This is a genomic window from Cytobacillus sp. IB215316, from assembly GCF_033963865.1.
Lineage (GTDB): Bacteria > Bacillota > Bacilli > Bacillales > SM2101 > Nanhaiella > Nanhaiella sioensis.
Genome location: NZ_JAXBMC010000001.1, coordinates 423674 through 440335, shown reverse-complemented (window position 1 = coordinate 440335; position 16662 = coordinate 423674). Strand labels below are relative to the sequence as shown.

Below are 16662 nucleotides of genomic sequence, written 5' to 3'. Positions count from 1 at the left end.
CTGTCCCCCTCCTTCCAAGCTTTTCACGAGGAACTAGTTATACAATAAGTCCCTATTTAAGAGATCTTGATATTTGTATAATTTCGTTCGCAATGGTTGCAGCCTTCACAAAATCTTTTTGCTGTTCGGCATTTTGTTTTTCTAGCTCTTTTTCCTTTAGTTTCAAAAGTTTTGGATATGTTAATACATGGTTTATATAATCAGTAAGCTCTTGCTCTGATACATCATCATTAATAGCCAACATTGCAATTTCTGATACTGTTTTTTGAAGGTTTCCATCTTGGACATGTTGGATGAACGAGCTAACGTCAGCGTCATTTCCTTCCTCATAAAATGCATACAGATAAGTAATTATTGCCCTATGTTCCTCAATGTTAAAGTCGCCTTGTATTGTTTGTTGAACTTTAAATGCAATGTCCTTATTACGAAGCATATGTGCAATTAGGAAACGTTCTGCATTTTGATATGCAGGTAATAGTTTTGTCTGAGTATGGGGTCTAAATGATATTTTATTACTATTCCATGTATGATTATCCTTTTTACGATGTCCCTGTTTTTGAAGTTGGCTTAATTGTTGCTGCAATGCGTCTAATGATATAGAAAACTCACTAGATAGCTGCCTTATATAGTGGTCACGTTCAACCGCCTTATCTACAATGCTTATTTCCTTAAGTGCTTCATCTATATAACGCATGCGCTCCCCTTCATCTTGAAGGTTTTTGCCTCTTCTTAAATATTGCATTTTAAATGACATTAACGAAACACTTGCCCCTATTACATCGGTATTAAATTTTTCTGCACCATATTGTTGAATGTAGTCATCAGGGTCAAAGCCTTCAGGCATTTGCGCAATTTTCACAAAGCATCCTTCATCAGATAATAGCTTTGAAGCACGAAAGGATGCTTCGATTCCTGCATTATCAGAATCATAGCAAATGGTAATTGATTCAACATTTCTTCTTATTATCTTTGCTTGCTCATCAGTTAAAGATGTTCCCATCGTTGCAATTGAATGTTCAATGCCACACTTATTTGCAGCTATTACATCTCCAAACCCTTCAAAAAGAATAACATGCTGTTGCTTTCTTATGTGCAACCTTGATTGATGAAAGTTATACAATAGTTTTCTTTTGTTAAAGATAGAGCTTTCTGGACTATTTAAATACTTTGGTTTTTCATTTCCAAGCACCCTTCCAGAGAATGCTACTACACGTCCCTGATGATCATATATCGGAAACATAATACGGTTACGGAACCTGTCATAAAATGAACCATCCGCGTCCTTTTTAACAATTAATCCTGCTTTTTCTAATAGTATGGCGGAAAATCCTCTTTTCATCAGAAACTTTGAAATGAAATCCCAAGAATCCAGGGCATACCCAATCTCAAATTTTTCTATCATCTCTTTCGTAATGCCTCTATTAAGCAAATAATCCAAGGCGTCTTGGCCTTCTTTTGTATTGACAAGTAAATGATGATAGAATTTTTTCAATAAGTCATGCGCTTCAAGCATCTTAGAGCTCTCATTAGACTTTGCCACTTCAATAGGAGCAGTTGTGTATTTGCTTACATCAACATCTACCTTTGCTGCAAGGCGTTCTGCTGCCTCTACAAAAGAAAGGCCTTCAAGTTCCATTAAAAAAGAAAAAGCATTTCCTCCAGCTCCACATCCAAAACAATGGTAAATTTGCTTTTCTGGAGAGACCGAAAAAGAAGGCGATTTTTCTCCATGGAATGGGCAAAGTCCGAAATAGTTTCTCCCTTGCTTCTTCAATTGTACATATTCACTTATTAAATCAACGATGTCTGTTGAGTGATGTAATTGTTGGATAACTTCTTCGGGAATTCGATTTCCCATAACTAACATCTCCGTGTGATAAAGTTATTCTCTATTTATGATTTAATTCCTGCAAGTTTCGACAAAATTTTTTTAAAAGATTTGATAAAATAGTTACGATCATTTGATGAAAACGCTTTTGGACCTTTTGAATGGTGTCCAGCTCTCCGTTCTTTTGCTGAAATATACCGAAGCTGTAGCATTAAATCCATGTTGTTTTCATGATATATTTTTCCACGTGGAGATATGACAACGACACCTTTCGGTAGGAGAATACTCGCCAATCCATGATCTTGTGTAACGACAACATCATTTGCACATACTTTGTTCATGATATGTAAATCCACTGCCTCTTTAGCTGAATCAACAAAGATCCACTTAGCTCCAAGGTCAGTTTCTGAGACATGTGCATACGATGCGATAAAGGTTACATCTGCGACATAATCTTTTGCAACTTCAACAATTTCTGATTTTACTGGACAAGAATCAGCATCTACAAAGATCCTTACAACTTTTTTACTATATCTCTCTATTCTACATCACTCCGAGGATTCCTTCTTTTCATAGATACTCCTTATCATAAATACAAAAGTAACAAATTTGTTACTTTTCTTTGTCGAATTATTTTTAAGTTTACCCCTTGACAACTTACAATAAATAGTTTATTCGTAATAACCAAACTCTAAACCTTTTTTATCACAATTTTTTATTATAATATAAAGTTCAATGATTGGCTATACAAATAAAATAAATATAAATCAAGTTTAAGCATGAAAAAAATAACAACAAACTTTATTGCTACTTTAGTCTTGATTGTTGTTTTTATATTAAAAAGTAAGCTCATATTCAATAACATATAGTGATATCATTTGTAAAACAAACAGTTAGAACCTAAAACTACGTGTAGTTAGTCTATATCATCGCTGTTTTCGTATTTATTATTGTTTTTCGTCCTTAAGGTTTACACGATTATACAACTAGAGGTAGTGGCTTCTGTTCTATAACGATGACAAACATATAAAAACACATGTTGCGATTCCATAAAAGTTTGCGAAAAGATGATTTATATAAATTTACCAACCCATTGGGCTGAATGCTGAATATACTAAAGCACATATCACTGAAAAGTGTATGCGCTAAATTGTACGATTATTATAGATGTTTAAAATTGTATTTGCTGTTTCCTCTACCGCTTTATTCGTTACATCAATAACATCACAACCAATCTTGGTAATAATATTATCGAAATAACTTAACTCTTCATTTATTCTATCTATATTTGCGTATATCGCTTTATCATTCAGCCCTAGAGACTTCAAACGCTCTTTTCTTATATAGTTTAATTTTTCAGAGCTTATTTTTAACCCAAAGCATTTATTAGCAGGTACTTGAAATAGTTCGTCAGGAGGGTCAACTTCTGGTACGATTGGTACATTTGCCACCTTTAGACGTTTATGAGCTAAATATTGTGATAATGGTGTTTTGGAAGTGCGTGACACACCAACTAAGACAATGTCAGCTCTTAAAATCCCTCGAGGGTCCCTTCCATCATCATACTTTACAGCAAACTCAATAGCCTCAACTTTCTTAAAGTACTCGTCATCTAACTTTCTAACCATACCTGGCTCTTGGCGAGGTTTCGTATCATAAGCAATTTGCATTTTATCTATAAGTGGACCAATAATATCATAAATTACAACACCTTCACGCGCTGCTTCTTCAATCAAAAACGTACGCATTTCTGGAATGACTAACGTATAAGCAATAATTGCATTATTCATTTTTGCTAGTGAAACTACTTCGGTAAGTGTAGAAGTATCCTCTACATATGGCACTCGCTTAATTTCAATGTTCGTGTTGCTAAACTGACATATTGCCGCTTTTACAACAAGTTCTGCTGTTTCTCCTACAGAATCAGATACTACGTATATTTGTGGGTTATTCATCCTATTCCCCCATTTCAGTATATTAATAGACTTACAAATTGTTTATATTAATTCATCTTCCTCTATTGCTACAAGTACCTTTGTCATATTTGTTTTCGTAATTCTACCGATTACTTCATATCCTTTGTCTGTTTCTTTTATGACTGGTAATGCATCAATTTGTTTTTCAATTAATATTCTAGCAACATCAATCATTAAGTCATCTCTTTTACACATCGTTATATTCGGCATTCTTGTCATAATAATATTAACAGGAATTGTTGTCAACTCTTGTTTACCGATACTAGCTCTAAGTAAATCTTTCCTTGATAAAACCCCAACGAGTGAAGTGTTATCATCTACTACGAACAGTGTACCAACATCTTCTAAAAACATTGTACAAATAGCATCATATACCGACACACCTTCATTAACTACAACAGGAATTGATTGGTAATCTTTAACTAAGATTTTCTTTATTTTATCGCTCAACAGTTGTGAACCAGTCTTTCCTGTATAAAAATAGCCAACACGGGGTCTTGCTTCTAAGTAGCCTGCCATTGTTAATATAGCTAAGTCAGGCCGTAAAGTCGCTCTTGTTAAATTTAATTGGTCTGCAATATGTTCACCGGTGATAGGTCCATTGTCCTTAACAATTCGTAGTATTTGCTCCTGTCGTTTACTTAATTCGATTGTAATCACCACCTTTAATTTTAGCCATTGTGATATATACTCCTATGTAGTTTGTTACTACAAGATATTATATACTAAGTTGGTAGCTTTGAAAAAACCTACTGTATGTTTTAATACAATAGGCTGATGTTAAATACATTATAGTTTATTTTTCAAGTTGTCTAATTGATTTAAAAATCTTTTTGATTTTAACGCTAACCCTGAGTATTCATCATAATATGCAGCTATGATTGTCTTTAATTGTTGCTTTGTTTCAGTTTTAACAGAAATCCTGCCTAATCTACTTAGATCATAATAGTAAAAAAGTCGTAATAATCTTACTGTAGCCTGCGATATCTTCAAATGATGAGCATCTTTTCCATAACACCTATGACAGATTAAACCACCTTCTTTTATAGAAAAAGCAAACTGTCCTTCACTATTATGGCAAATGGCACAATGATCTAACACCGGATGTAACCCTAATACTTGTAAAATTTTCATTTCATAAATGAAGGTTAATATTTCTAAATCTTCTCCCTCATTCATATAGTTGAGTGTTTGATAAAGTAATTCGAATAAAAAAGGGTTTACTTTTAGGTCTTCCGTACTTTTATCGGTCAGCTCTACAATATATGACGCGTATGCAGTACGAAATATGTCTTCACGAATAGCTCGTAATGATGAGCTTGCTTCTCCTTGTTGAAGGTTGCCTAGTCCACTCCCTTTTTGTATTAAGAAATGGCCATAAGTAAATAGTTGAGTAATTGAGGCTAGACGACTATTAGGCTTCTTTGCTCCTCTAGCCATTACTCCAATTTTACCTGCTTCCCTAGTAAATAGAGTAACAATTTTGTTTGTTTCACCATATTCATTTGTTCGGATAACAATTCCTTCATACTTTTGTAACAAGTTTTGTCCACCACCAAAAAATCAGGCAGATCACGACATTGGAAAATCTAGTTTTGCTAGGTCATTCTCTTTGTCTTCGGGTCCTCCATCGTTTTCCTTCTCTAATTCCTTAAAAAGAAGGTACGTATCAATGTTACCTGTTCGACTAAATATATTCCAGGTAAAATCTAACATAAGAATCCCACCTTTCTGATGATACACGCTAGCATATAACTTCCAATCCCTATGTTTAGGGTGAGCACTCCTGCCAATATCATGTTACACAAATTTTGTTAAAAGGTGTTTCTTAAACGTCTACCCCTATATTTTATGGGAAAAAGTCCAGGATGACAACTTGTCCAAATCGATATCATTAATAATCTTCTTCATTAAAACCAAAGTCTCGAATATGTGTCAATTTGTTGCGCCAATCTTTTTGAACTTTAACCCAGAGTTCTAAAAACACTTTCGTTCCTAATAATGTTTCAATGTCATGTCGTGCCCTTTTTCCAATTTCTTTTAGCATCTTTCCTTGCTTTCCAATAACTATCCCTTTTTGAGAGCTTCTTTCCACTATTATCGTTGCACTAATATAAATGGCATTATTATTCTCTCTTCGTTGAATACCGTCTATTACCACTGCAATAGAATGTGGAATCTCTTCTCTTGTTAGATGTAGTGCCTTTTCTCTAATTAACTCAGCAATAATAAATCTTTCAGGATGATCAGTTACCTGATCTTCCGGATAATACTGAGGCCCTTCAGGTAAATATTTTTTTATTTGGTCTAACAGCGTTTCGACATTACTGCCTTGTAACGCAGAAATCGGAACAATTTCTTTAAACGCATATTTCGTTTCATATTGCTTAATTAACGGCAACAAGTCATCAGGATGGATTTCATCTATTTTGTTTACAACAAGGAAGACTGGCGTATTCACCGCTTGTAATCTTTCAATAATATATTCATCACCACGGCCAATTCCTTCAACAGCATTTACCATAAATAGGACGATATCAACTTCTCTTAAAGTATCCTGCGCTACCTTCATCATGAAATCGCCAAGCTTGTGTTTCGGTTTATGTATTCCTGGTGTATCAATAAAAATAATTTGACTGTGGTCTTCCGTATAAACCCCTTGGATTTTATTTCGTGTCGTCTGAGGTTTATCACTCATAATTGCTATCTTTTGACCAATTACATGATTTAAAAAAGTTGATTTTCCAACATTCGGCCTACCAATGATTGATACAAAGCCTGAATGATATTTTGTAGTATTCATCAAAATCCTCCAAGATGTCGTAAATTAGTAAGAAACATACAAAACGATAGCCCTTGAGTGCATCAAATGTGACTGAAGGGGAATGCACAAAGCGCCTTGTTTATCCCTGATAAGCACTGGAGTCATTTCATTTGAAGGCGCTTTTGGCCTTCTAGTGTAATGACGAAGTGACTCGAGGGGATAGGCGCTGGTGCTAGACAATCCGAAATGCAGAAGCGCCTTGTTCATCCCTGATAAGCACTGGAGTCATTTCATTTGAAGGCGTTTTTTGCCTTCTAGTGGAATGACGAAGTGACTCGAGGGGATAGGCGCTGGTGCTAGACAATTCGAAATGCAGAAGCGCCTCGATTATAAAAACAATATAAGTTTTGGCAGAAAAATAAGTATTCCAATCATAACGGAAATAATCGCAAAAAGCAAAACTGCTCCAGCTGAAATATCCTTGGCAAGTTTAGCTAATGGATGGTAATCAGTTGTAATTAAGTCAACTGTTCTTTCAATAGCTGTATTTATCATTTCCAGACTCAACATTATGCCTATTGTAATGATGATTGCCACCCATTCTATTGGAGAAAGTCCAACAAATAGTCCTAAAAATAACACAACAATGGCGATATTAATATGAATTTTAAAATTTCTTTCCCTACTAGCTACATGTTTAATTCCATTTATCGCAAACAACAAACTGTTTCTAAATTTATTGTTATTTCTATCTCGATAGCCCATATTGTTCAAGTAATTCCTTTTGTTTAGTAAACATAATTACTTCTTCTTCTTCGGTCTCGTGATCATAGCCAAGCAAATGCAATAATCCGTGAACTGATAAAAAAGCGAGCTCCCTCTCAAATGAATGTCCATATTCTTCTGCCTGTTCTTCTGCTTTGGTTGTAGAAATGATAATATCTCCTAGCACTACAGGAAGCTCTATACCTGTAATTTCGATTTCATCCTCCCCCATTTCTTCCATAGCAAATGAAATAACGTCAGTCGGTTGATCTTTATTTCTATACTCTCGATTAATTTCTTGTATGCGCTCATTGCTAACAAATGTAATTGATATTTCTGCTCCGTCATCAATATTTTCTCTTTTTGCTACAAATTGTAAGATGTCTTCCACCAAGTTTTGATGTCCATCTCTCACATTTTTTGTTTCGTCAATAAAATCGATAATTAAACTCATGCCTCTTTCACCTTCTGTCTCGTTGCTTCTGGATATTCAATTCTTGAGTGGAATATCCCTTTTAAAGTTTCACATAGGGATGATGAAACAACATCAAGCTCTTTCAAAGTTAAATCGCAATTGTTCAGCTGCCCATCTTGTAATCGATCTGCAATGATATTCTTAATGAGCTTTTGAATTTCTGCTGAACTAGGATTTGTTAGCGAGCGTACTGCTGCTTCTACACTATCTGCAATTCCTATTATGGCAGCTTCCTTCGTTTGTGGTTTTGGCCCTGGATAGCGAAACTCTTCTTCTGATATAGGAATTTCAGATTGCTGTTGAGCTTTATGATAAAAATACTTTATTAATGATGTTCCATGATGCTGTGCTGCTATATCCACAATTTCAGTTGGCAACTTGTGTTTCCTTAACATTTCTGCCCCTTCTGTTGCATGTGCAATGATTATATTTTTACTTAGCTGCGGGGCAATATTGTTATGAGGATTTTCGATATTCATTTGATTTTCAATAAAAAATTGAGGCCTCTTCGTCTTTCCTATGTCATGGTAATATGAACCGACTCTTGCTAATAAACCATTTGCACCAATGGCTTCACATGCAGCCTCAGATAGATTTGCAACCATAACGCTATGATGATATGTCCCTGGAGTCTCCACTAGTATTTTCCTTAACAAAGGATGGTTTGGATTTGACAGTTCTATAAGTTTTATCGTCGAAAGTATGCCAAAACCTGCTTCTAAAAATGGCATAATCCCGATTGTGAGAACAGCTGCTGAGAGACCTGAAAATATCGCCATTGCTACGTAAATTCCTATTTCCAATAAAGAATATTGTCCGTTTTTCAGTAACATGATTGATGTAATTACAATAATATTAATTACCGAAATAAATAGACCAGATTGAAGAATTTTTGCACGACGGTTAATTCGATCTAAGAAAAACACACCTACTAAGCCACTACATAAAAAGTAAACACCAATCGAAAAGTTAAAAGAACCAATAACTCCTTCGTTAAACATAATACTACCGCACACAGCAAATATCGTACTAGTTAATACCGCTAAGCGATCATTTATGAACACCTTGATTAACAAAGGGCCTACAGCAATTGGAGTTAAATAACCAATATCTGACCATCCAAACTGATGCAGTAAACTAGTTCCTTTCATCAGCAAAATCGTTATAGTGAATATGATTGTATATAACAATAAGTCCACATTCTTATTTGACCTTTTACTTTCATCTCTAGAGAAATGGTATGCAACTGCTGCTAACATCAAACCTATCATTAAGCCAAGTCCTATAAAAGGCTGAAAAGAACGTTTATTTTGTACTAAATCAATTACTTCAAGCTTTCTAATGATATCTTGAGTTATCAGCTCTCCTTCCTCTACAATAATTTGACCTTGAATAATCATCACGGGCTCCACAGCGTTCCTTGCCTGTTCCCGTTTTTCCTCGGTAGCTTCTACATCATAAATCATGTTAGGAATAATGACGAATTTCACTAACTTAGATATAGTATTCCTTAACGAAGATTTAACATTGAGGTACTGTAATTCATTCTCTGCTTGTCTTTTTGCACTTTCTATTTCATTAGTACGGAGTTCTTCACTCATAATATTTTGGACTACTGTAATAGCTTTCTCTTGAGCACTTGTTAATTGCTCAGGTGTAGCTTGAAATAGAACTTCGATCTCCTGATCTGTGAATAGATTAACTATATCTTCTGGCATCTTTGTTTTGAGTAACTCTATTTTTTCTTCATCAGTCGGTTCTAAGCGTTGTGCCTCTAATTCAGCTTCTTCATTTTCTATGCCTTCTTCGTTTTCAATAACCGCTCTTATATTTGCATATTTTTCGTTCAATTCTCCATTGACTTCATCAATCCAAGAAAAAAAGTCAGAAATTACATCTACGCTATTTTCTTCATATTCTTTCTTTTGTAAGAATACATCCTGTACCTCTCCAGCAGCTTCCTTTCTTTTTCGCTCAGTCATTTCTTTATCTTCTATCGTTTTTGGGGAGTATATCGTTTGTTCTGCATCATTGTGTAATTGGATATTGTACTTCTTTGGCTCTACGTTACTATATAAAGCAAAAAATATAACCGCTGCTATAACAACATAAAAACCGATATGAACAAACTTATATTCTTTTAGCAATGTTAAAAGTTTTTTCATATATTCGATTAGTTTCATGAATTTTGCTCCCCTCCTTTGTTAGAAAAGCTGCTTTTGCCGCAATGTTATTTTTCATACTAGGCTCTTTTCGTAAACTTTGTTGCTATCGTTCCTGAACTAGAATATAAAGAAGACGTTTTATTATACAGTCATCATTTTATAGACGAGATGATGACACGATATCCAGTTGTATCCGTGATTATGTTTCTGTACGAAAAACAAATAATCTATGCGAAAACAGCCTTATACTTAGGCTAAAACACGATACAACTAGCTTACCTTAGCTTCTTATCCTTCACTAAACGATGAAAACCTCTTAGAACCTCGTGCTGTTGTATGTCTTTAAAAGAGCAACAATGTTACCGAACAATAACCGTAACAAACATTAGCATAGAATATATATAGGAAATTGACCCATACAATCATTTGCAAGGGTCATAAGCTTTATAAATTAGCTTTGTCATATGCTGTAATAATTCTACTCACTAAAGGGTGTCGTACTACATCTGATTGTTCTAGAAAAACAAAAGAAACGCCTTTAATGTTCTCCAAAATTTCCTTTGCAATAGCCAACCCTGAAGTTACTCCTTTAGGTAAATCTACTTGAGAAATATCTCCAGTAATCACCATTTTTGAATCGAAGCCTAATCTAGTTAAGAACATTTTCATTTGAGCAGGTGTTGTATTTTGAGCTTCATCCAATATAATAAATGCATCGTCTAATGTTCTACCTCTCATATACGCTAATGGGGCGATTTCAATAATCCCTCGCTCAATTAATCTAACCGTATGTTCAACTCCTAAAACATCATGGAGGGCATCATACAATGGACGTAAATATGGATCTACCTTCTCTTGTAAATCTCCTGGTAAAAATCCAAGATTCTCCCCTGCTTCAACAGCAGGTCGAGTAAGAATGATTCTTTTGACATGTCCATTTTTTAATGCGTTCACTGCCATTATTACTGCTAAATACGTTTTCCCTGTCCCTGCTGGTCCAATACCAAACACCATATCATTATTCTTAATTGATGAGATATAGTGACGCTGTCCGAGAGTTTTCACGCGAATTGATTTGCCTTTTACTGTTACAGCAATTTCCTCTTTAAAAAGTTCATCAAAATATTCTAGCGTGCCTTTTTTACTTAGTTGAATGGCATATAAAACATCTCGTTCACCAATTTGAATACCCTTTCTAATTAGCTTCAATAACTGTGTTAGTATCTCATCAGCTTGCTGTACATTCTCATTGTCACCAGATACACTTACTGTTTCACCACGGGTTACAATCGTTACTTGTAGTTCTTCTTCAATACGCTTTAAGTTAGTATCATGAATACCAAATAATGAAATGGCTTCATTTGCGTTTTTTACCTGTTGTTTTATCGTTACTAACGCTTCTGACATTATTTAATCTCCTTGAATGATTGGCTTCTCAATTGCGATATTCTCTATTACTGTGTAAATAATTTCTACCTTTAATTTACCATTCTCATTCGTTTCGTGCAAAACTTTTTCTTCTTTTATAGTTGCATCTTCGTCAAGTTTAGTTTGCAATTCTGTTCGTGCAGATTCAATTGCCAGTTCTTTTGCTTGCTTCACTGAATAGACTCTTTCAACTGTCTCTGTTTCCCTTATCACATTTTTCATATATGATACTGGCAGCTTCCAATTTAATAAATGAAGATCTTTTGTTGTTTCGTATGCTTCATAATTCCTATAGTCATTTTTTGCAAATCCCCAAAATGGAAGAGTTACACCCCCAAATGATAATAGATGCTTTGACTTTGAATTACCAGTAAGTACATGTATTGTTTGGGATAGTGGTGTTTTCACTGTTGCCCGATACCATGTTTCACCATATACCTTTCCACGTGCAGCGACTATTTGAGTATTATCTTCTTTTCCGATCATTCCACTTACTAGTAATTCTCCTTTATTGACATGTTGATTGATTTCAACAATAGCCTGACCTTCTTCTACAAACATCTCAGTAATTACTGATTCTTTTTTTGCTACTAAGTGTTGAGGTCCAATTTGTTCTGGTTCTTCTGGTTCTTCCTTCTCAACTACTTGAAAATGATATGTAGTTCCCCTTAGTTCTACACCAATCCAAGTAATTGAATCAATATTGTTCGTTAACTGCTGTTGAATAACATCGACATCTTCAAGGAGAAATTGTAATTTCCCTTTTTTAACACCCATTTCATCTAAATGTTGATATATTTGATGCTCAGTTTGAGGTTGTGCTCCATCAATTTCAATCTGCCAGACTATATTCGATAACAGAATCATAATGACAAAAAAAAGTAATACCCCAAGTAAAAAACCACTATTCGTAAGTATTTTTTTCATTAGGAAAGGTAGTCCAACTTTTTGGATAAAAAAAAGCTTACAGTCAAATGTTCTTACAACTCTTCTTACCTTACTAACATCTTTCAGTAACATAAAAAAAGTAACTGATTCTGTTCCCTGTCTCTTAACATTCCATATATTTATATCATTTTGAATACATTGATTTATAAATCGTTCAATACCTTTACCTTTAGCATTTACCTGAATAACACCAGTCATAAAGTTCAACCACTGATTTTTCATTTCTTCCCCCTTAATTAGTCATTAATATATGTAACTTGTTCGATTTTCCCTTCCAATAAGAGCTCCTCTGGTTGAATCATTTTGATCACAAAGGACTCCCCTTTTATGAGCAGTTGACCTTGCTTTAACAATAATCGCAGTTCATCATCAGAAAATGAAAGCAATCCCCGGTGGTTTTCAATATATATGTGTAATTGCCCTATCATTGTTATGCGGGGAAGGTCCATCGTCACATCTGCGGGTAGTTCTAATTTATTTGTAAGCCAATTTCTCATTTGGTGCCGCAATTTCTTCATAATAAAAGAACCCCCTTTCAACTCATGTTTATGAGTTAAAAGGGGGTTCTATCACTATAATTTCTTATCTGGATTGACCCATTTTCGACTGTGAACGGTGTGAGATTGGCTGATATGGTTTTTTTCCTCGTGGAGCTCCAAGAATTTCGCTAAAAATAACTCCTTGGACAACACTCTTTTTCGTTATCGACAGCTTATTTTCCTTCTGCATCTGTTTAGAGCTTTTCTTCTGCATTGGTTCAGTTTTTTCTATAGATTGATTGTTCCGTTCCCTAACTACTTCTTTTAATTGATGATATAAATCTACTTTTGACTCAACAACTTCATTTTCGTGTTCCACAGTACTTGTTTGAGGAATATGCATGTCTTCCACTTCATTAAAAATAACAGGCTTTTCTTCATTTGTTGTTGAAGTTCTTCTTGAATTAGAAGCCCCTGATGAAAAACCTTTAAATATTCTAGAAAACACACCAAACAAAATCACTAATAAAACTATATTTGATATGAAGAAATCTATAATTTGCTCCATTAGGAGTCACCCCCATCATGAATGCTACGATTGTTCATCTTCATCTTGATCGTCAGTAAGCTTTCCTATAGAGTCTCTCATATTTGTATCAGCATCTATATTTTTCAGACTCATGTAATCCATGACTCCTAGCTTACCTGTCCGTAATGCATCTGCCATAGCGAGAGGAACCTCGGCTTCGGCTTCAACAACTTTAGCTTGCATCTCTTGAACACGAGCCGTCATCTCTTGCTCCTTGGCAACAGCCATAGCTCTTCGTTCTTCCGCCTTAGCTTGGGCAATATTTTTATCTGCTTCAGCTTGATCTATTTGCAACTCTGCCCCAATATTTTTACCGATATCAATATCGGCAATATCAATCGACAAGATTTCAAATGCCGTTCCTGAATCTAGACCTTTCGCTAACACTGTTTGAGAAATTAAATCTGGGTTCTCTAAAACTTTTTTATGATTACCTGAAGAACCAATTGTACTTACAATCCCTTCACCTACACGGGCTATAACTGTATCTTCTCCAGCACCACCGACTAAGCGATCAATGTTGGCACGCACTGTAATACGTGCTTTCGCTTTTACCTCTATTCCATCCATTGCAACACCCGCAATAAATGGTGTTTCAATTACTTTAGGGTTAACACTCATTTGAACTGCTTCTAATACGTCACGACCAGCTAAATCTATCGCAGCACAACGTTCAAATGACAGCTCTATATTCGCACGCTGTGCGGCAATAAGAGCGTTCACAACTCTATCTACGTTACCTCCTGCTAAATAGTGGCTCTCCAATTGATTTGTACTAACATTTAAGCCAGCTTTTACTGCTTTAATTAACGGATTGATGACCCTTGACGGAATAACTCGACGTAACCTCATTCCGATTAAAGTGAAAATACTTACTCTTACACCTGCAGCTAGAGCAGATATCCAGAGCATAATTGGAACAAACGTAAATAATACAGCTAAAACAATTATGACAAGTGCTACAGCTAACAATACTAAAATAGTTCCAGTGTCAAATTGCATAAACATATTCCTCCTTGATATATTATAGTTCTTATTACTTTCTACAACATTTTATAATTGCATTCTATACTATTTCTCTAACTACAATACGAGCTCCTTCTGTTTTAATCACTTTAATTTTTTTATTATTATCGATATAACCACCTTCAGTGACAACATCTAGGCGTTCATTATCGATCACAACAGTTCCAGATGGACGAAGTGCAGTAGTTGTATAACCTTCTTTTCCAATCAAATCATTTCTATTCCTATTCGTTATATAGCCTTCTTCACTATTTGTAGAATCCCTTAGAATTATTCTGTTAAAAATACGTATTTTTTTGCCAAACACTTTAAATAATAGAATTGAGGCTAATATTGTAACAAAAATAGCAATTAGTAACGATACCGCCATGTGACCGACATCGTCTGTCGCTAAAAATAAGCTAGTAAGAATTGACCCAAAGCCAATCATCCCTAATATTCCCCCCGGGACAAAAAATTCTAAAATAATGAGCACAACGCCAGCAAAAAAGAAGATAATAGCTTCCATTCCTGCAAGGCCTGCTACAAAATGGCCGTAGAAGAACAATAATAGACTCGACGCCCCCATTAAGCCTGGCACACCAAATCCTGGTGAGTATAACTCAACCAATAAGCCTATGCTGCCGATTGATAATAAAATGGGTACAACAACCGGGTTTGTAATAAATCTCGCGATATTTTCTGCCAAACTGACTTTCGTTTCCACAATCTCTGGATTGTCAAAACCGAGTAATTGCGTTAGCTCTGAGCGATTATTTACGATACCTTCAGCATACTTCACTTCATAGGCTTGATCAGCTGTTAAAGTTAACAGCTTTCCTTTCTCTGCATTATACTCTGGAAGATCGACCTCTTTATCAGCCATAGCGATCGCGTATATAGGGTCACGACCGTTCAAAGCCGCAGCTCCTTCCATCGATGTATTCCATGATGATTGAGCCTTTTCGTCTGCTGCATTACCATCACTTGTTATGACCGCTGCAGCCCCCATAGAGGCAGTTGGTCTCATATAAATTTCATCTGCATTTAATGCAATATATGCACCTGCTGATAGAGCATGAATATTAATATATGCCACAATCGGAACATCTGTAGAGCTAATTCGCTTTCCAATTTCTCCAGCAGCAGCCACCGCTCCACCAGGGGTATTTATTTCTAGTATGATTAAATCTGCCCCAGCTTCCTCTGCTTCAGAAATTGAACGATCAATGAACGCATATAAACCTTTCTCTACAGTGTCTTGCAAAGGAATGACATAGACCAATTCCCCACTAGTGGAGCCTTTCATAGGGATAAAAGATAGTATAACTGCTGTAAATAACATCATAACAAAGAATTGTAAACGTATTCTTCTCATTTTATAGACCCTCCTTTCTAATTTTAGAAATTGCCTATGTATCCTTATACGTTTACAATTTAAAAAAGTTTCAGTAACAGAAAAGAATTTAAAAAACAGCACCTATCATTGGGTGCTGTTTTATTAAGAAAGAAATTGTTGTACAACTTTATTCACGAGAGAACCATCGGCCTTACCTTTGACCTTTGGCATCAACGCTCCCATTACTTTACCCATGTCAGCTTTGGAAGAAGCATTCACTGCAGCAATGGTTTCTTTCACTATTTCTTTAATTTCATCTTCTGAAAGTTGCTTTGGCATATAAATTTCTAATAATGAAATTTCATCTTTCAGTTTATCTACCAGGTCTGAACGACCAGCTTTTTCAAATTCTTGGAGGGAGTCTTTACGTTGTTTTAATTCGCGAGAAAGTACAGTTAACTCCTCGTCTTCAGATAGTTGGCTACTACCTATTTTAATGGCTTCATTTTGAAGTGAAGACTTAACCATCCTAATGACGGAAAGTTTTTCTTTTTCTTTATTTTTCATCGCTTGCTTCATATCAGTATTTAAACGTTCAAGAAGACCCATAACTACACCCTCTTTTAGAATTTACGCTTTCTAGCGGCTTCAGACTTCTTCTTACGTTTTACGCTTGGCTTTTCATAGAATTCACGCTTTCTAGCTTCCTGTAACGTACCTGTTTTAGAAACCGAACGTTTGAAACGACGAAGAGCATCTTCAAGCGATTCGTTTTTACGAACGACAGTTTTTGACATTCTATTTCCCTCCCTCCGAAAACAACCACTCACAATCTAAACAACATGTAATTAAACATGTACTTTGCAATTATAGTATAATCGGTATTAAAGGTCAACCAAAA

18 protein-coding genes are annotated in these 16662 nt (G+C 35.3%); all 18 read right to left on the bottom strand.

The genetic code is table 11. The annotated features are described in order from the left end of the window. Nucleotides 1–52: 52 nt before the first annotated feature. Nucleotides 53–1858 carry a DNA primase gene (gene dnaG / locus SLH48_RS01990; RefSeq protein WP_320256826.1) on the bottom strand — a complete coding sequence of 602 codons (1806 nt, stop codon included), beginning with the start codon at nucleotides 1856–1858 and terminating at the stop codon, nucleotides 53–55. Between the two features lie 35 nt (nucleotides 1859–1893). Continuing rightward, nucleotides 1894–2340 carry a YaiI/YqxD family protein gene (locus SLH48_RS01985; protein WP_320257146.1) on the bottom strand — a complete coding sequence of 149 codons (447 nt, stop codon included), beginning with the start codon at nucleotides 2338–2340 and terminating at the stop codon, nucleotides 1894–1896. Between the two features lie 633 nt (nucleotides 2341–2973). Then, nucleotides 2974–3783, bottom strand: a complete 810-nt coding sequence (locus SLH48_RS01980) for a pyruvate, water dikinase regulatory protein (RefSeq protein WP_214480298.1) — start codon at nucleotides 3781–3783, stop codon at nucleotides 2974–2976. Nucleotides 3784–3825: 42 nt separating this feature from the next. Beyond that, nucleotides 3826–4467: a helix-turn-helix transcriptional regulator gene (locus tag SLH48_RS01975; protein ID WP_320208054.1), complete on the bottom strand. Its 642-nt coding sequence runs from the start codon at nucleotides 4465–4467 to the stop codon at nucleotides 3826–3828. A 126-nt stretch (nucleotides 4468–4593) separates the two neighbouring features. After that, entirely contained in the window at nucleotides 4594–5346 is a 753-nt protein-coding gene (gene recO / locus SLH48_RS01970) for a DNA repair protein RecO (RefSeq protein WP_320256825.1), read from the bottom strand. 30 nt (nucleotides 5347–5376) lie between these two features. After that, nucleotides 5377–5520 carry a YqzL family protein gene (locus SLH48_RS01965; protein ID WP_214480303.1) on the bottom strand — a complete coding sequence of 48 codons (144 nt, stop codon included), beginning with the start codon at nucleotides 5518–5520 and terminating at the stop codon, nucleotides 5377–5379. A gap of 178 nt (nucleotides 5521–5698) precedes the next feature. Continuing rightward, nucleotides 5699–6607 carry a GTPase Era gene (era, locus tag SLH48_RS01960; RefSeq protein ID WP_320256824.1) on the bottom strand — a complete coding sequence of 303 codons (909 nt, stop codon included), beginning with the start codon at nucleotides 6605–6607 and terminating at the stop codon, nucleotides 5699–5701. A gap of 348 nt (nucleotides 6608–6955) precedes the next feature. Continuing rightward, nucleotides 6956–7333 carry a diacylglycerol kinase family protein gene (locus tag SLH48_RS01955; protein WP_320257145.1) on the bottom strand — a complete coding sequence of 126 codons (378 nt, stop codon included), beginning with the start codon at nucleotides 7331–7333 and terminating at the stop codon, nucleotides 6956–6958. Further along, on the bottom strand, nucleotides 7317–7787 hold the full coding sequence (gene ybeY / locus SLH48_RS01950) for an rRNA maturation RNase YbeY (protein WP_214480306.1): 471 nt from the start codon (nucleotides 7785–7787) through the stop codon (nucleotides 7317–7319). The genes SLH48_RS01955 and ybeY overlap by 17 nt, the downstream gene beginning before the upstream one ends. Next, nucleotides 7784–9991 (bottom strand): HD family phosphohydrolase, encoded by a 2208-nt coding sequence (locus SLH48_RS01945; RefSeq protein ID WP_320256823.1) that lies wholly within the window; start codon nucleotides 9989–9991, stop codon nucleotides 7784–7786. The genes ybeY and SLH48_RS01945 overlap by 4 nt, the downstream gene beginning before the upstream one ends. Before the next feature lie 426 nt (nucleotides 9992–10417). Continuing rightward, nucleotides 10418–11380: a PhoH family protein gene (locus tag SLH48_RS01940; protein ID WP_214480308.1), complete on the bottom strand. Its 963-nt coding sequence runs from the start codon at nucleotides 11378–11380 to the stop codon at nucleotides 10418–10420. A 3-nt stretch (nucleotides 11381–11383) separates the two neighbouring features. After that, entirely contained in the window at nucleotides 11384–12571 is a 1188-nt protein-coding gene (gene yqfD, locus SLH48_RS01935) for a sporulation protein YqfD (RefSeq protein ID WP_320256822.1), read from the bottom strand. 14 nt (nucleotides 12572–12585) lie between these two features. Then, nucleotides 12586–12870 (bottom strand): sporulation protein YqfC, encoded by a 285-nt coding sequence (gene yqfC / locus SLH48_RS01930; RefSeq protein ID WP_214480450.1) that lies wholly within the window; start codon nucleotides 12868–12870, stop codon nucleotides 12586–12588. Between the two features lie 61 nt (nucleotides 12871–12931). Further along, nucleotides 12932–13396 carry a hypothetical protein gene (locus SLH48_RS01925; protein ID WP_320256821.1) on the bottom strand — a complete coding sequence of 155 codons (465 nt, stop codon included), beginning with the start codon at nucleotides 13394–13396 and terminating at the stop codon, nucleotides 12932–12934. A 24-nt stretch (nucleotides 13397–13420) separates the two neighbouring features. Beyond that, nucleotides 13421–14419: a flotillin-like protein FloA gene (gene floA / locus SLH48_RS01920; RefSeq protein WP_214480313.1), complete on the bottom strand. Its 999-nt coding sequence runs from the start codon at nucleotides 14417–14419 to the stop codon at nucleotides 13421–13423. 64 nt (nucleotides 14420–14483) lie between these two features. Next, nucleotides 14484–15800 carry a nodulation protein NfeD gene (locus tag SLH48_RS01915; RefSeq protein WP_320256820.1) on the bottom strand — a complete coding sequence of 439 codons (1317 nt, stop codon included), beginning with the start codon at nucleotides 15798–15800 and terminating at the stop codon, nucleotides 14484–14486. A 123-nt stretch (nucleotides 15801–15923) separates the two neighbouring features. Continuing rightward, entirely contained in the window at nucleotides 15924–16370 is a 447-nt protein-coding gene (locus SLH48_RS01910) for a GatB/YqeY domain-containing protein (protein WP_214480315.1), read from the bottom strand. Nucleotides 16371–16384: 14 nt separating this feature from the next. Further along, nucleotides 16385–16558, bottom strand: coding sequence for a 30S ribosomal protein S21 (rpsU, locus tag SLH48_RS01905; protein WP_003152957.1), 174 nt, complete (start codon nucleotides 16556–16558; stop codon nucleotides 16385–16387). Nucleotides 16559–16662: the final 104 nt, after the last annotated feature.

What these genes read in the sequence shown, in the direction of transcription:
- dnaG (WP_320256826.1), bottom strand. Translation starts at nt 1,858, where the DNA reads ATGGGAAATCGAATTCCCGAAGAAGTTATCCAACAATTACATCACTCA.
- SLH48_RS01980 (WP_214480298.1), bottom strand. Translation starts at nt 3,783, where the DNA reads ATGAATAACCCACAAATATACGTAGTATCTGATTCTGTAGGAGAAACA.
- SLH48_RS01965 (WP_214480303.1), bottom strand. Translation starts at nt 5,520, where the DNA reads ATGTTAGATTTTACCTGGAATATATTTAGTCGAACAGGTAACATTGAT.
- era (WP_320256824.1), bottom strand. Translation starts at nt 6,607, where the DNA reads ATGAATACTACAAAATATCATTCAGGCTTTGTATCAATCATTGGTAGG.
- SLH48_RS01955 (WP_320257145.1), bottom strand. Translation starts at nt 7,333, where the DNA reads ATGGGCTATCGAGATAGAAATAACAATAAATTTAGAAACAGTTTGTTG.
- ybeY (WP_214480306.1), bottom strand. Translation starts at nt 7,787, where the DNA reads ATGAGTTTAATTATCGATTTTATTGACGAAACAAAAAATGTGAGAGAT.
- SLH48_RS01945 (WP_320256823.1), bottom strand. Translation starts at nt 9,991, where the DNA reads ATGAAACTAATCGAATATATGAAAAAACTTTTAACATTGCTAAAAGAA.
- SLH48_RS01940 (WP_214480308.1), bottom strand. Translation starts at nt 11,380, where the DNA reads ATGTCAGAAGCGTTAGTAACGATAAAACAACAGGTAAAAAACGCAAAT.
- yqfD (WP_320256822.1), bottom strand. Translation starts at nt 12,571, where the DNA reads ATGAAAAATCAGTGGTTGAACTTTATGACTGGTGTTATTCAGGTAAAT.
- SLH48_RS01925 (WP_320256821.1), bottom strand. Translation starts at nt 13,396, where the DNA reads ATGGAGCAAATTATAGATTTCTTCATATCAAATATAGTTTTATTAGTG.
- floA (WP_214480313.1), bottom strand. Translation starts at nt 14,419, where the DNA reads ATGCAATTTGACACTGGAACTATTTTAGTATTGTTAGCTGTAGCACTT.
- SLH48_RS01915 (WP_320256820.1), bottom strand. Translation starts at nt 15,800, where the DNA reads ATGAGAAGAATACGTTTACAATTCTTTGTTATGATGTTATTTACAGCA.
- SLH48_RS01910 (WP_214480315.1), bottom strand. Translation starts at nt 16,370, where the DNA reads ATGGGTCTTCTTGAACGTTTAAATACTGATATGAAGCAAGCGATGAAA.
- rpsU (WP_003152957.1), bottom strand. Translation starts at nt 16,558, where the DNA reads ATGTCAAAAACTGTCGTTCGTAAAAACGAATCGCTTGAAGATGCTCTT.